This is a genomic window from Microbacterium sp. Kw_RZR3, assembly GCF_029222405.1.
GTDB lineage: Bacteria > Actinomycetota > Actinomycetes > Actinomycetales > Microbacteriaceae > Microbacterium.
In genome coordinates, this window is the sequence record NZ_JARHXC010000116.1 from 1 (window position 1) to 13,872 (window position 13,872).

Annotated in this window: 14 protein-coding genes; 1 reads left to right on the plus strand and 13 read right to left on the minus strand. The window is 70.2% G+C overall.

What is annotated here, in order from left to right; genetic code table 11:
* The 4 genes from P2P98_RS06440 to P2P98_RS06455 form a co-directional block, all read right to left on the minus strand.
* Window positions 1-1,167, minus strand: a 1,167-nt coding sequence (locus P2P98_RS06440) for an ABC transporter substrate-binding protein (RefSeq protein WP_275798269.1), incomplete at its 3' end; no start/stop codon positions are given.
* A gap of 131 nt (window positions 1,168-1,298) precedes the next feature.
* Entirely contained in the window at window positions 1,299-2,189 is an 891-nt protein-coding gene (locus P2P98_RS06445; RefSeq protein WP_058595186.1) for an ABC transporter permease, read from the minus strand.
* Window positions 2,186-2,962, minus strand: coding sequence for an ABC transporter ATP-binding protein (locus P2P98_RS06450; protein WP_206542529.1), 777 nt, complete (start codon window positions 2,960-2,962; stop codon window positions 2,186-2,188). Before P2P98_RS06450 ends, P2P98_RS06445 begins: the two co-directional genes overlap by 4 nt.
* Before the next feature lie 25 nt (window positions 2,963-2,987).
* Window positions 2,988-4,253: an amidohydrolase family protein gene (locus P2P98_RS06455; protein WP_275798272.1), complete on the minus strand. Its 1,266-nt coding sequence runs from the start codon at window positions 4,251-4,253 to the stop codon at window positions 2,988-2,990.
* A gap of 266 nt (window positions 4,254-4,519) precedes the next feature.
* Here P2P98_RS06455 and P2P98_RS06460 point away from each other — a divergent pair, with 266 nt between their 5' ends.
* The gene (locus tag P2P98_RS06460) at window positions 4,520-5,215 is read left to right on the plus strand and encodes a helix-turn-helix domain-containing protein (RefSeq protein WP_275798274.1); all 696 of its coding nucleotides are present in this window, start codon (window positions 4,520-4,522) and stop codon (window positions 5,213-5,215) included.
* A gap of 3 nt (window positions 5,216-5,218) precedes the next feature.
* On the opposite strand, the gene P2P98_RS06465 is transcribed toward P2P98_RS06460, so the two are convergent.
* From P2P98_RS06465 to P2P98_RS06505, 9 genes are all read right to left on the minus strand, one after another.
* Window positions 5,219-6,631, minus strand: a complete 1,413-nt coding sequence (locus P2P98_RS06465; protein ID WP_275798275.1) for an aldehyde dehydrogenase family protein — start codon at window positions 6,629-6,631, stop codon at window positions 5,219-5,221.
* A gap of 92 nt (window positions 6,632-6,723) precedes the next feature.
* The gene (locus tag P2P98_RS06470; protein WP_275798277.1) at window positions 6,724-7,689 is read right to left on the minus strand and encodes a helix-turn-helix domain-containing protein; all 966 of its coding nucleotides are present in this window, start codon (window positions 7,687-7,689) and stop codon (window positions 6,724-6,726) included.
* 48 nt (window positions 7,690-7,737) lie between these two features.
* The gene (locus P2P98_RS06475) at window positions 7,738-8,241 is read right to left on the minus strand and encodes a flavin reductase (RefSeq protein WP_275798279.1); all 504 of its coding nucleotides are present in this window, start codon (window positions 8,239-8,241) and stop codon (window positions 7,738-7,740) included.
* Window positions 8,238-8,558, minus strand: a complete 321-nt coding sequence (locus P2P98_RS06480; RefSeq protein ID WP_275798281.1) for an EthD family reductase — start codon at window positions 8,556-8,558, stop codon at window positions 8,238-8,240. Before P2P98_RS06480 ends, P2P98_RS06475 begins: the two co-directional genes overlap by 4 nt.
* 8 nt (window positions 8,559-8,566) lie before the next feature.
* The gene (locus P2P98_RS06485) at window positions 8,567-9,799 is read right to left on the minus strand and encodes a styrene monooxygenase/indole monooxygenase family protein (RefSeq protein WP_275798283.1); all 1,233 of its coding nucleotides are present in this window, start codon (window positions 9,797-9,799) and stop codon (window positions 8,567-8,569) included.
* A 594-nt stretch (window positions 9,800-10,393) separates the two neighbouring features.
* A complete protein-coding gene (locus tag P2P98_RS06490; protein ID WP_275798285.1) occupies window positions 10,394-11,341 on the minus strand; it encodes a PDR/VanB family oxidoreductase in 948 nt (315 codons plus the stop codon).
* Entirely contained in the window at window positions 11,338-11,979 is a 642-nt protein-coding gene (locus tag P2P98_RS06495; RefSeq protein WP_275798287.1) for a helix-turn-helix transcriptional regulator, read from the minus strand. Before P2P98_RS06495 ends, P2P98_RS06490 begins: the two co-directional genes overlap by 4 nt.
* Window positions 11,976-13,274: an amidohydrolase family protein gene (locus tag P2P98_RS06500; RefSeq protein ID WP_275798289.1), complete on the minus strand. Its 1,299-nt coding sequence runs from the start codon at window positions 13,272-13,274 to the stop codon at window positions 11,976-11,978. Before P2P98_RS06500 ends, P2P98_RS06495 begins: the two co-directional genes overlap by 4 nt.
* Window positions 13,271-13,872: XdhC family protein (locus P2P98_RS06505; protein ID WP_275798291.1), on the minus strand; the 602-nt coding region annotated here is incomplete at its 5' end. The genes P2P98_RS06505 and P2P98_RS06500, both read right to left, overlap by 4 nt.

Genomic DNA, 13,872 nt, shown 5'->3' on the forward strand with positions numbered 1-13,872 from the left:
CGAGGTGTCGATGAACTCGTTCGTGTACAGGTCCTTTGCGGTCTCCCCCGACGCCGGCGGGGTGCCGAGGTCGGTGTAGACCTTCGTGGCCTTCGTGTAGAAGTCCGCGAAGCGGGCGTCGTCGAAGTTGCCGTAGGTGGAGTCGGTGCCGTTGCCGACCAGGCCGAGGTCGACCTGCGTCTTCACCGAGTAGTCGGCCACGCCCTGCGTGTAGGTCCAGCCGGTGGCGTACTCGTCGACGAGCTTGAGGATGAGGTCGTTCGCGGCCTTCGGGTCCTTGTAGTACGCGACGCCCGCCTTCTGGAGAACGGGGACGAGCTTCGAGAGGCACGGTGACAGCTTGTCGAAGTCGTCCTTCTTCACCGACATCGACGACTGGTAGGTCTGCCATCCCGCGTCGTGGATCAGGGCGAACTTCACGGGCTTGCCCCAGGCCGAGACCTCGTTCTGGTACACGTACGGCTCAGCCGAGGCGAAGCCCTGCTGCATGTCCTTGCCGCCGGCGGCGACGAAGTTCGACGGGGTGCCGTCGTACGAGCCGTCGAGGATCGAGGCGTTGGCCAGGCCCGCGCTCTTGAGGTACTCGATGTACGCGGAGCCGTCGAAGTAGCGCCACACGCCGCCGTTCTTCTCGAGCGCCGGAGCGACGTCTTGGATGGTCTTGACGTCGGGGTAGGTCGCGGGGTCCCACATGACCATGGTCGGGCTGATGTCGAGCGGCGCCATGACGGCCTTGGTGGGGGTGGTCGCCGAGAGCTGGATGGCCTCGTCCGTGCTGACGTAACCGAGGGTGATCTTGTCGTCCTGGTACATCTGCGCCGAGACGGTCTGGAAGCCGATCGCGGGGCCACCGGCGCGGATCTCGAGGTTGACGCCGGTGTACTCGCCGTCGGCCATGAGGGGGCCGGTGACCGACTTGGTGTTCGCGTCGATCGTGTAATCGTCCTTGATCATCTCGTAGAGGTGACCGTGCTCGGCCTCGGGGTTCCAGTCGGTCTGGACCACGATCGTCGAGGGGCAGTCGGCCGAGAGGTCGACCGAGCCGATGGGCATGTCGGTCGCCGGCGCCGCCTGCTCCGCGGCGCTCCCGGCGCACGAGGTGAGCGTGAGGGCGATCGCGAAGGCACCGGTGGCGGCGGTGGCGCGAAGAAGGGTGGAGCGCTGCATGCTGGGTCGCTTTCTGTGACGGATGGAACTCGGGTGCGGAAGGTGAAGCAGGTGCGGGGTGTTTCCGGGTACGCCGGATGCCGCCTCCTCGCTCGTGACGAGGGGGGAGGCCGTGGCATCCGGGGTCTGGGTCAGCGCGTGCTGTCGTACCAGCGGCCGACGGCGACCTTCGACAACCAGCCGAAGAACGCGAAGATCGCCACGCCGAGGAGGCACGCCGCGAGGATCGCGGCGAACAGTTCGGCGCTCTGCAGGCGCGACTGGTAGTTCGAGATGAGCGAGCCGATGCCCGGCTCACCGCGGCGGAAGAAGTAGTCGCCGACGATCGCGCCGATGACCGAGAGGCCGGCCGAGGTGCGCATGCCCACGAAGATCGAGGGGAGGGCGGCGGGGAGCGTGAGCTTGGTGAGCACCGTCCACTTGTCGGCCTTCTGCAGGCGGAAGAGCTCGCGCTGCGACTTGTCGACCGACTGCAGACCGAACAGCGTGTTCGACACCATCGGGAACAGCGCGATGAGCACGCAGACGATCACGCGGGCGAGGAACTCGTAGCCGAACCAGAAGCCCACGAGCGGCACCAGCGCGAGGATCGGGATGCACTGGAGCATCACGGCGTACGCGTAGGTGGACCGCTCGACCCAGCGCGCCAGCGACATCGCGATGGCCCACCCGATGCCGATGATCATGGCGATCGCGAGACCCGTGAGGGCGACGCCGGTGGTGCGGAACAGCGAGATCCAGATGTCGGCGCCGACCTGCGGGTCGAAGAAGCCCTGCGTGAACATCTCGTGGGGCATGGGCATGAGGAAGCCCTTGCCCGACGCCGCGAGGGCGATCGAGACGCCGTACCAGGCGCCGAGCAGGACGACCAGCACGCCGAGCGGCGGCAGGATCGACGCGGCGCGGGCGCCGAAGCCGCGACGACGCGCGGGCGTGCTCTTCTTCGGCGGAGTGGGCGGAGGAGTGGATGCCGTGGGCTCGGGCGACAGGGCGGCGACCGGCTCTGCAGACGTGGTGCTCATGAGTGTCCTTCCCGAAGGGCGTGGGAGACCTCGCCGACGAGCTTCGCGTACTCGGCCGTGTAGCGGATCTCGGGGTCGCGGGGCATGTCGAAGGGGATCTCGAAGGTGTCGACGAGGTGGCCGGGGCGACCCGACATCACGACGACTTTGGTGGAGAGGTAGATGGCCTCGGAGACCGAGTGGGTGATGAAGAGACCGCCGAACTTCTGCTCGACGAAGATCTTCAGCAGCTCGTCGTTCAGGCGTTCGCGGGTGATCTCGTCGAGCGCGCCGAACGGCTCGTCGAAGAGGAAGAGTTCGGGGTCGAGGGTGAGCGAGCGGGCGAGCGAGGCGCGCATCTTCATACCGCCCGACATCTGCTTGGGCAGGTGCTTCTCGAAGCCCTTGAGCCCGACGAGGTCGATCGCCCACTGGGCTTTCGGCGTGCGGACGCGCTTGGGCTGCCAGTTCAGCTCGGCCAGCAGCTCGACGTTCGACTGCACGTCGCGCCAGGGCAGGAGCGTCGCGTCCTGGAAGACGTAGCCGATGCGGTCGGTGTTGACGGTCGCGGTGCCCTCGCTCGCGGTCTCGAGACCCGAGGCGATGCGCAGGAGCGTCGATTTGCCGCAGCCCGAGGGACCGACGACGCTGACGAACTCGCCGCGACCGACCGTGAGGTCGACGCCGGAGAGGGCGGTGGTGCCGTTGGGGAACGTCATGGCGACGTTGCGGAAGTCCAGCAGGGGCGCGGTCGGATCCGCGATGTCTGCGGGAGCGGGAGAGGCCAAGGTCACGGGGGCGCTCACTTTCCGGTCGGGTTCAGGGAGTCGTCGCGGGTGCGGCGGCGCGGGAGGGTTCGGTGGGCAGGGGAGTGGCGGTTCGGGTCGAGACGGTGGTGCGGCTGACGAGCCGGCCGCGGTGGACGACGACGCGGTCGGCCGAGGCGAACGCCACGGCCTCGCCGATCGAGTCGGCGCGGACGGCGACGAGGTCGGCACGGTATCCCGGCACGGGTCCCGCCGCGGGCAGGCCCATCACGTCGCGCGCGCCGACGGTCACGGCATCCATCGCCTCGGCCGGAGCAAGATGACCCGCCGACACGAGCAGGGATGCCGTCTCGAGGTGGTCGCAGCGTCCGACGGGGTTGAAGGGGTCGCGCACGTTGTCGGCTCCCGCGGCGACGCGGACGCCGGCGGCTTTGAGGCGGCCGATCGGCGCGATGCCGCGGGGAACCGCGTGATCGGCATCCCATCCCTGCAGGTACAGGTTGGTGATGGGCAGCGCGATCACGCCGATGTCGGCGACGCGGATCTGTTCGGCGAGCTCCGCGAGATCGGTCGCGGGCATCATGCTCAGGCGCACGCAGTGGCCGGCGCTGCGGGGGCGATGCCAGCCGGTCACCGCGCGGGCGTAGGTCGCGAGGGTGTCTGCTCCGGCGAGGCTCTCGTCGGTGTGCAGGTCGAGGCCGACGTCGCGGCGACGGGCGAGCGCGATGAGGCGCTCGAGGTCGGCGATCGGGTCCTCGGCGAGGTGCGGCGCACCCCCGACGAGGTCGACGCCCGCGTCGAGCGCGGCTTCGAAGACGTCGTCGGTGATCGTGGGCCCGCCGAGCGCGACGAGCTCGATGTCCATGAGGCCCGCGAGTTCGTCGCGCAGACGGACCATCGCGCGCACGCCCGTGAGCGGGTCGTCGCCGCGAAGCAGGTCGACGTGGGTGCGCACGGACGTGATCCCGGATGCCAGCATCCGCAACGCCGTGGCGCGGGCCCGACCGAGCGTCTCGTCCTCGTCGAGTGCGACGGCGAAGGCGTGCCAGCTCTCGATCGCGCGCTCGAGGTCGCCGAACGGGGGCTGGATGGCATCCCACGACAGCGCCTTGTCGAGGTGCGCGTGCGGCTCGGCGCCGGCGGCGGTGACGAGGTAGCCGGTGAGGTCGAGGGTCTCGCCGTCGGTCTCGGGGAGCGGGCTCCCCGCCGGGACGACCGCGAACACCTCGTCACCGTCGAGCGCGATGTCGACGAGCGCGCCGGAGGGCAGGCGCGCACCGCGGAGCGCAGCGATCGAGACGGGTGGAGCGGCAGACACGGGGGCCTCCGAGGAGTCGGGTAGACGAGCGTCGAGACGGGAGCCACGGCATCGGGGCGGGTCGCCTGGGGCGGCCGGCCAGTGTTGGTGTGACCAACATCCGGCGATGTTCCGATGCTAGGAACCACGCGTTTCCGCTGTATTTCCTCGGCGTGACCCTCGTGACAAACCTTTCTCGGGTCCACATCCAGGCGATGCCGCGATGTATGTCTCCTTCGCGCACGTTGCCTCGCCGGGGCCGTCGGCGTCACCGATAGCCTGAGGCGGTGTCTTCCTCCGGCAGTCCGACGATGCGTTCGCAGACGCTCGGGCGTGCGCTCGACGCGCTGCAAGTGCTCGCGGACGGCCGGCCCCGCTCGAGTCACGAACTCGCGGAGGCCCTCAGCATCCCGCGATCGAACGTCTATCGCATCCTGCGCACCTTCGAGGATTACGCCTTCGTCACCCGCACGACGGACGGTCGCTACACGATCGGTCTGGGGCTGGCGGCGTTCGCGGACGCAGGACTGCGCGAGGGCGAGGTGCGCATCGAAGAGGTGCTGACCGAGCTGGCGAACGAGACGAGTTCGACGGCGATCCTCTGCATCCCGCAGCGCGATGACGTGGTGGTCCTGTCCTCGGTGCGACCGGCGGCGTACTCCGCGTCGGTGGCGATCCGGCGCGGGACGCGTCTGCCCGCGGCCGACGGCGCGCCGGGGATGGCGATCCTCTCCCTCGGGCCGGCTGAGCCGTACGAGGCCGACGAGATCACCCTGGCGCGTTCGCGGGGTGTCGTCCACACCAAGGGCTCTCCCTTCGCCGGCTTCGAGTCGGTGGCCTCTCCGGTCAGGATCCGCGACGGACAGCTCGCGAGCGTCGCGATCGTCTTCCCCCACGCCACCCGGCCGCTGGCCGACTCCGTCGAAGCCCTGCTCAGAGCGGTTCAGCGCCTGGGGCGGACCTTCGACGTCTGGACGGACTGACCGTCACCCGCTGATGACTTGGGGCTCCGCCACCGCCTTCAGCCCTTCGAGCCCGAACTCGCGACCGTATCCGGATTGCTTCGCCCCGCCGAAGGGTACAAGCGGGTGCAACCCGCCGTGCGAGTTGATCCAGACCGTCCCCGCGGTGAGGCGCGCGGCGACCTCGAGGGCCCTGCTCCGATCCGGGGACCAGACGGAGGCGCCGAGGCCGTACTCCAGGGCGTTCGCGAGACCGATGACATCGTCGAGGTCGGTGTAGCGGATGATCGGCAGCGCCGGACCGAACTGCTCCTCCACGACGAGGCGCTCCCGGGGGTCGATGTCGGCGATGAGCGTGGTGGGGTAGAAGTTCCCCACGGCGTCGCGGTCCGGATCGCCTCCGAGCACCACGCGTGCGCCCGAGGCCTTCGCCGCCTCGACCAACTCGTCGACGATCGTGAACTGCGCCCGGTTCTGCAGCGGCCCCAGCACGTTCGCCTCGTCCAGTCCGCGCCCCATGGGCACGGCTGCGGCGACTTTCGTCAACTCGTCGACGACCCGATCGTAGATGTCGTCATGGACGTAGAGGCGCTTCAGCGCCGCGCACGTCTGACCGGTGTTGATGAAGGCGCCCCAGAAGAGGTCCTCCGCGATGACCGCCGGGTCGACGTCGGGGAGGACGATACCGGCATCGTTCCCGCCGAGCTCGAGGGTGAGACGCGTGACGTTGGCGGCGGACGCCTCGATGATCTTCTTGCCGACGGCCGTGGAACCGGTGAACATCACTTTGCTCACCTTCGGACTGCGCACGAGCGCGTCTCCGACGGTTCCGCCCGAACCCGGGACGGCGATGAGTACATCCTCCGGGAGGACGGTGTTCATGACCGCGACCAGTGCCAGCACCGAGAGGGTCGTGGTCTCCGCCGGCTTGAGGACCACGGTGTTGCCCATCCGCAGAGAGGGCGCGATCTGCCAGATCGAGATCATCATGGGCCAGTTCCACGGGGAGATCGCGCCCACGACGCCGAGGGGGCGGTAGTGCATCTCGGCCCTGCCCGTCTCGTCGTCGACGATCACCTCGACCGGGATCTCGGTCTCGGCCGTCGCGCGGAGCCAGGCCACGCAACCTCCGACTTCGAACCGTGCGTTCGGCCCGTTGAGGGGCTTTCCCTGCTCCCGCGAGAGCAGCTCCGCGAGCGCCTCGGCGGATTCCTCGATGGCGTCGGCCGCCCGGTGGAGGAAGCGACGACGTTCGGCGTCGGGGAGAGAGGCCCACGCCGGCTGCGCCTGCGCCGCGCGATCCACGCTTTCGTGCAGCTCGGCGACGGTCATCGGGCGGAAGGATCCGATGGTCTCGCCGGTCGCAGGGTCGAGGGACGCGATCCCGCGTCCGGTCTCGTCCACGACGAGATCCAGGAGATGAGAAGAGGTGAACATCAGTGCCTTTCGTCAGGGGTGGCCCGTCGCCCGGAGTTCGGGGACGGGGATGTCGGTCGACGCCCGCTCGGTGGCACCCGAGGAGGCGGTGGTTAGCGGGCGAGCGTGCGAGAAGGAAGCTCGCCGAAGGTCCGCTCGTACTCGGCCGAGAATCTGCCGAGGTGCGTGAACCCGTGCTTGAGCGCGATCGTCTGGACGCGGTCGACCCCGTGCGCGGATGCCTCGAGCTCGCGCGCCACGCGGCGCAGACGTTCTCGGCGCTGTACCTGCATCGGTGTCTGACCGAGGACGCGTTTGAAGGCGAGCTGGAGCGAGCGGGCGTTCACGCCGACGTACTGCGAGAGGTCGTGCAGGGAGAGCAGTGGCCCGCTGGAGTACGCGATCGCCTCGCGGGCCCTGTCGATGATGGTCCGATCCGTCGCGGAGTCCGCCGACGACGGCGAGTTCGGGTCCGCCGTCAGCGCCAGGACGAGACCGTCGATGCAACGGTCCGCCAGGAATCGGACGAGGCCCTCGTCCATCGCGGGCAGGCGTTGGGCGGTCGCGATGACGCGTCGCACCGCCACCACCCAGTCGGCGGAGGGCCCCGTACGCACGTCCAGAGTCGGGACGTCGTGCAGGTCCACGGCCTGGTCGTACTGCTGGAGACGGCGCTCGACGGTGCGACGGTCGAGCTTGACGGCCAGCATCGCCAGCGGGCTGTCCCAGCCGGCGATGACGGTGGGGACGTCGTGGGGGTACACGGCGGCGACCCGGTTCGTCGCGCGGACGTGTTCGTCGCCGATCGTCGTCTTCAGCGAACCGAACAGGGGGACGTTCACCTGCACCGCCGACCCGTACTCCCCGGTGTCGATGCGGATGCCCGAGGAGTACTCCAGAACGCCGGCGGTCACGGGCCCCAACCGCGCCGCCGACGCCACGAGGCTGACGTCGTCCTTGGCGCCCAGGGGCGTCAGGACATGCGGGTAGTACAGCGACGCTCCCAGCGCGTGCGCTTCTTCGAGCGAGCGCGCGCGGGCCGAGAGAGCGATCTGCGCGCGGGGCGGTCCCACAGACATGCGTGTCTCCGTGTGGTCGGCGGTGCGGTCGGTCGTGTCGCGTCCGCGTCAGGCGACGGCGCCGACGGCGTGGAAGGCACGTCTGTCGTACACCAGCGCTTGGACGTCTTCGCGGTTGCGGATGGCGTCGATCTCGACGAAGAAGATCGTGTGCGTGCCCTGTTCGAGGAGGCTGACCACCCGACCGGACAGCGCGGCCCGGGCCTGCGTGAGCGTGGGCACCCCCTCGAGATCGGTCCAGATGTCCCAGGCGAACCGCTCGGGCATGGGGACGCCCGTCTGGCCCGAGAAATGTCGGGCGAGCTCTTCCTGGTCGGCAGCGAGGATGTTCAGGGCCAGTCTCCCGTTGCGGGCGAAGACGTTCCTCGTGGCGCTGCTGCGGTTGATGCAGACGAGAACCGTGGGGGGCGAATCCGTGACCGAGCATGCGGCGCTCACCGTGATGCCGACCCGTCCGTGCGGTCCGTCCGACGTCACGATGTGAACGGCGGCGGCGAGGTTGGCCATCGCGTGCCGGAAGTCGACCTGCTGGGGGCTGAGCTCGTTGTTCATGCTGCACCTCCTCCTGCGAGCGCGTAGTCGAGGATGACGGCCCCGCCTGACGCGTAGTTCGGGACGTCGGCCGCGACGGCCCGGCCCTCGGACGACCCCATCGCCGAGCGGAAGGCGTCGGCATCGTCGAACTCGGCTTCGAAGACGGCGAAGTACGCGGGGGGATTCCCGTCGGCGTCGGGGCTCACGTCGACGGAGTACCGCCAGCTGCGGAGGCCGGGCAGCCGTTGTGCGAGCGGGAGGTGAGTCTTCTCGTAGTAGTCCACGAAGGCGGACCGGTCGACGGGCTCGGGGTACAGAACGATGAGCTTGTGCATGCGGACTCCTAGACCAGGGCCGCGGTGGCGGCCCGTGACGCGGTGACGCGCTCGGGCGTGCCGAGCAGATCGACCTGGCGGATGGGGTGATTGAAGTTCTCGGTGAACCGATCGGCAAGCGCCTGATCGTGCACCATCGCCGAGAACAGCTCGGGGATATGCGGGGCGGGCGGCGTCTGGATGATGGTGTTGACCCAGTCGTTGGATGCCTCGAGGCGCTCCGCACGGCGTCGCGCCACCTTCTTCATGAAGCGCTCGTCGAACACCTGGTCTTCGGCGACGGCATCCGCGATGACCTTCGCCGAGTACGCCGCCGAGTTGGCACCCTGGGCCTGGATCGGATCGACGGTCATGTGCACATCGCCGAGCGCGAGCAGGAACCGCCCGTTGGGCAGGAGTGTGTAGTCCTCGCGCAGGACGGGGGTAACGGCGCCCTGCAGGATGTCCTTCGCCCCGTTCTGCAGCTCGAACGAGCGCGTGTCCACGCGCTCGAACACCGTCGGGTGGAACTCCTCGAGGATGGAGAGCGTCGTCTCCCGGTACCGGGCGGGATCGTCCTCGTAGCGCGAGTCGGTCAGGATCTCCTGCGCGCCGCCGGGGACGCTCTCGAACAGCAGCGCGTGGACGAGGCCGCTGAACGACCACATCGGGATGGCGAGGAGCTCGCCGGCCGGCGGGGCGAGGCTGATCTCGACTCCGCGCGGCTCGCGCGAGGCGACGCCCTTCCAGAAGCCGACCGCGAGCTTGCGCTGCGGTGCCGCGAACGGGGACTTGTCCTCACGCCGCGGGAAGAGCGCGCCGATCTCTCCCTTGCCCGTGGACACGACGACGAGATCGTGCACCTCCGTCAGGTTCTCGATGTCGGCGACGCTGAGGTCGCGGTACTCGATCGTTCCCCCGCGTGATTCGAACTCGTCCATGAGGCGGGGGAGGTAGATCCGGTAGTCGATGACGCGCGCCGGCTTCTCGAAGGCGCCGCTGAACCGGCGCTCTTCTCCCCAGCCGTTGTAGTGGTGGTGGAGCGAGTACTCGGCATCCGTTTCCGGCCAGTCGGCGATCCCGAGCTCGCGTTCGATGTCGATGGTCGCGCTCATATGCGCGACGGAGTTCATCACCTTGCCGTCGGCCACCTGCTGGGCCGTGCGGTTGGTGTAGATGGTGACGTTGCGTCCCTGCTGCCGCAGGTGCAGTCCCAGGTGAAGACCTGCGACTCCGGCGCCGACTATGCCGATCGTTGCCATGCTTCCTGTCTCTCTCGTCGAGACGCGAAGAGGTGTCCGCGTCATTGCGTACCGGCCCGATTATCGGGCTGTCAAGCGGTGGTGAGACCGCTATGTGAGCAAAACGATAGGTCGGTGGTTCGACCAGGGGGGAGCCGTTCGCAAAGTGGATACCGCGTCGACGGCGAGCGAGACGGGTACCGGTCGACGTCGACCGCGCTCTTGGCTCAGGCGGGACGCGCCTGCGAGACGGGAACGTAGCGCCCCACGCGCCAGCAGGCACTCGGCCCAGCAGCACGGGCACCGCTATATCCCGATGCTCCTTGAGCGGATGGCGCGCGACGAGCTCCGCACCGAGCACCTCGCCACGTGATGCAGCTGGACGAGGGGCCCGAGGGGTACGCCATGTTCAAGAAGAAGAGCGACGGCTGCGTCCGCGCGGTGTTCCGCCCCTGACATCGGGCTCCGTCGTCGGCGGGTCCGCGCGCATCGTCACGGGAGAGGGGATGCCACGAGAACAGGGCGTGCCGCGAGAACAGGGCTTGCCGCGAGAACGAGCCGTCGGTCCGGCGATCGCCCTGTTCCCGTGGTATCCCCTGTTCTCACGACGCCGCGTCAGAGCTCGAGCGTGATCCGCCCGCACGCCGCCCGCGAGACGCACACCATCATCGAGCGGTTGGCATCCTGTTCCTCCGGCGACAGCACGGAGTCGCGGTGCTCGACCTCGCCGTCGACCACCGCGACCTCGCACGTCCCGCAGGTGCCGACGCGGCAGCTCGACGGCACGACGGCCCCGGCCTCCTCGACGACGTCGAGGATCGAGCGCTCCGGCGGAACCGTCACCGTGATCCCCGACATCATGAGGTCGACCTCGAACGGCTCGCTCCACACCGGCGGGCCGAGCACCTTCGCCTCGAAACGCTCGAGGTGCAGGCTGCCGCGCGGCCAGCCGGCCATCGCGTTCTCCATCGCCTCCAACAAGCGCGCCGGTCCGCACGAGTAGACGACGGTCCGCGCCGTCGGCGTCCCGAAGCGCTCGGTGAGGTCGAGGCGGTGCCCCTCGTCGGCCGCGTACACCTCGACGCGCTCGCCGTACCGCTCGGCCAGTTCGTCGACGAAGGCCATCGTGCGCCGCGATCGGCCCGCGTAGAGGAGCGTCCAGCTCGCACCCGCGGCCTCGGCCGCCTCGATCATCGGCACGATCGGCGTGATGCCGATGCCGCCCGCGACGAACACGTACGACCGGCCCGCGGTGGGCGCGAAGAGGAAGTGGTTGGCGGGTCCGCGCACCCGCAGGGCGGCGCCGACCTGAGCGTTCTCGTGCAGCCACACCGAGCCCTCGCGCTCGCGGAGCACGCCGATGCGCCACGTGCCGCGCTCGCTCGGCGATCCGCACAGCGAGTACTGCCGCTCGATGCCCCCGGGCAGCACGACGTCGATGTGCGCGCCCGGCGACCAGTGCGGGAGCGTACCGGTCGCGCGCTCGAGGTCGAGGACGATCACGCCGTCGGCGGCCTCCCGTCGCTCGCGGACAACGGCCTCGAAGGTCACTCCACCGCTCATGTGTCTCCCTGGCTCCCGTCGTCCACCGATCCGTCCACAGGTCCGTGCACGAGTTCCTTCACGATCAGCAGACGGTACGGAGAGCCGTCGGGGGAGTGCCAGCGGTGCGGTGTGCCCGAGCGGCAGTAGACCGAATCCCCCACCGACAGGCGGCGTTCGCCGAACGGCCCGAACGAGATCACGATCGTGCCCTCGAGCACGGTGAGGAACTCGTCTTCCTCGTGGATGTAGTGGTCACCGGGCACGGCGTTCGAGCCCGAGAACTCGAGCGGCTCGAACCGGCGCGGTCCGTCCGCGAGCAGGCGCGCCGTGCCCTCGGCGTACGGTCCGATCGCGCCCTCGTCGGCGAGCACGAACGACGGCTCCGCATCGGCGTCGGCGCGGCGCGGCTCGGAGGCCGCGATCAGTTCGACGCGGCTCGTTCCCAGCGCCCGCGCGAGGCGTTCGAGGCTGGCCATGCTGGGCCGTGCGAGTCCGCGTTCGAGCTGGCTGAGGAAGGGGTGCGACAGCGCGGCGGCCTCGGCCAGCTGCGTGAGGGTGAGCCCGCGCGCCTTGCGCAGCCCGCGGACCCGGGCCCCGAGCCTCTCGTCGCCGGTGGGGGAGTCGTCGACCGACGTCGCAGGAGCCATGGTCGTCATCGTCCCACCCTCTCGAACAGTCGCGCGACGACCTCGTCCTCGTCGGCGGTCAGCAGGCGCCACTCGTCGACGACGAGGCGTCCGCCGACGACGACCGTGCGCGGCCGTCGTCCCGGCGATGCCCACAGGAGCCCGGCCACGGGGTCGGCGACGCCGGCATCCGCGACTCCCGAGACGTCCCAGAGGCAGAGGTCGGCGGCGGCCCCGGGCGTCAGGCGGCCCAGCTCGGGCCGCCCCAGCCCGTCCGCCGATCCGCTCGTCGCGAGCGAGAGGACCTCGGATGCCGGCAGCTGCGGCCCCACGAGAGCTGACACCTGCATCGCCAGGCGCGCGTCCGCGAGCAGGTGCCCCGCGTCGTTGCTGCCTCCGCCGCTCGTCCCGAGCCCCACGGCGATGCCGACGTCGAGCAGGCGGCGGACGGGAGCGACGCCCCAACCCATCGGCACGTCGCAGCCCGGCGCGTGCGTCGCGGAGGCCCCGGATGCCGCGACCCGGGCGATCTCGTCATCGGTGACGTCGCACAGGTGGGCGAGGGTGACGTCGGGGGCGAGCCAGCCCCACTCCTCGAGGAGGTCGAGGGGGCGCGCACCGTAACGGTCGAGCGCGATCTCGACGTCGACGACCTCGTTGGCCTGCGTGCGTCGGCGCAGCCCGTGCTCGCGGGCGACCTCGCCGAGCAGCGCGAAGGTCTCACGGGGGTCGCTGTGCACGCCGGCGGGCCCGACGGCGACCTGCAGCATCCCGTCGCCCGAAACGCCGCCCGGGGCACCCGGGACCAGCGCCCGCACGATCGCGTCGGCCGAGGTCGCGGCCTCTTGCGGATCGTCGCGCGCGGCTCCCCGCACGAACACGAGGCGTGCCCCGAGCCCGGCTGCGGCCTCGGCCGCGGCCCGCGCCATGCCGACGGTGTCGGCGCCGCTCGGCCAGGTGAGGTGGTGGTCGGCGACGGTCGTGACACCGCTCAGCAGCGCTTCGGCGAGGCCGGCGCGCGCCGCGAGTCCGGTCAGCTCAGGGTCCACTCCCGCGGCGGTGTAAGCCGCTGCCATCGCCGGCAGCCACTCGCGCATCGGGATGCCGCGGGTGCCGGGAAGCGTCCGGAACGCGGTCTGCAGCAGATGGTGGTGGGCGTTCACGAGACCCGCCGTGACCACGCACCCCGTGGCGTCCACGATCGTCGCTCCCTCGGGGGCGGCGCCGGTGACGATCACTCCGTCGACGCTGACGACATCTCCCGTGTGCACTCCGCCGACGCCGTCGACCACCGCGACCGCGCCGCGCACGACCAGAGCGCTCACGCGCTCCTCACCGCGCACGAGTCCGACGAGGCGTCTCGGCGTCGCACGGAGCCGTGTCCGTCGCGGAGCGGCCGCGCGCTGGCGGAGTTCCGGGATGCCACGATCTCGGCGATCACCGACAGCGCCGTCTCTTCCGGGGTGGCACCCCCGAGGTCGAGGCCGAGGGGGGAGTGCAGGCGTGAGAGCTCGGCATCCGTGACCCCGGCGGAGCGGAGGAGCATCGCGCGACGCGCGACCGTGGCCCGTGCGCCCATCGCGCCGACGAAGCCGACGGGCATCCGCAGGGCGGTGCGCAGGGCCGGGACGTCGAGTCGCTCGTCGTGCGTCAGCACGCACACGGCGGTGCGGGCGTCGGGGGAGTCGAGGTTCTCGAGGTACTCGTGCGGAGCCGCGACGACGAGTTCGGCGGCATCCGGGAACCGTTCGCGCGTGACCAGAAGCGCCCAGTCGTCGCACACCGTCACGGCGAAGCCCGCGGCCGCTCCGAGCCGGCACAGGGCGGCGGCGTGCTCACCCGCGCCCAGCACGATCAACCGCGGGAGGGCGGGTCGGTGCAGCTCGAGCGGCTCACCGTCGAGGTCGAGGCGCAGCGTCGCCT

Coding starts and splice junctions, on each gene's coding strand:
- P2P98_RS06480 (WP_275798281.1), bottom strand. CDS start 8,558: ATGCACAAGCTCATCGTTCTGTACCCCGAGCCCGTCGACCGGTCCGCC.
- P2P98_RS06495 (WP_275798287.1), bottom strand. CDS start 11,979: ATGACGACCATGGCTCCTGCGACGTCGGTCGACGACTCCCCCACCGGC.
- P2P98_RS06475 (WP_275798279.1), bottom strand. CDS start 8,241: ATGAACAACGAGCTCAGCCCCCAGCAGGTCGACTTCCGGCACGCGATG.
- P2P98_RS06470 (WP_275798277.1), bottom strand. CDS start 7,689: ATGTCTGTGGGACCGCCCCGCGCGCAGATCGCTCTCTCGGCCCGCGCG.
- P2P98_RS06485 (WP_275798283.1), bottom strand. CDS start 9,799: ATGGCAACGATCGGCATAGTCGGCGCCGGAGTCGCAGGTCTTCACCTG.
- P2P98_RS06465 (WP_275798275.1), bottom strand. CDS start 6,631: ATGTTCACCTCTTCTCATCTCCTGGATCTCGTCGTGGACGAGACCGGA.
- P2P98_RS06490 (WP_275798285.1), bottom strand. CDS start 11,341: ATGAGCGGTGGAGTGACCTTCGAGGCCGTTGTCCGCGAGCGACGGGAG.
- P2P98_RS06445 (WP_058595186.1), bottom strand. CDS start 2,189: ATGAGCACCACGTCTGCAGAGCCGGTCGCCGCCCTGTCGCCCGAGCCC.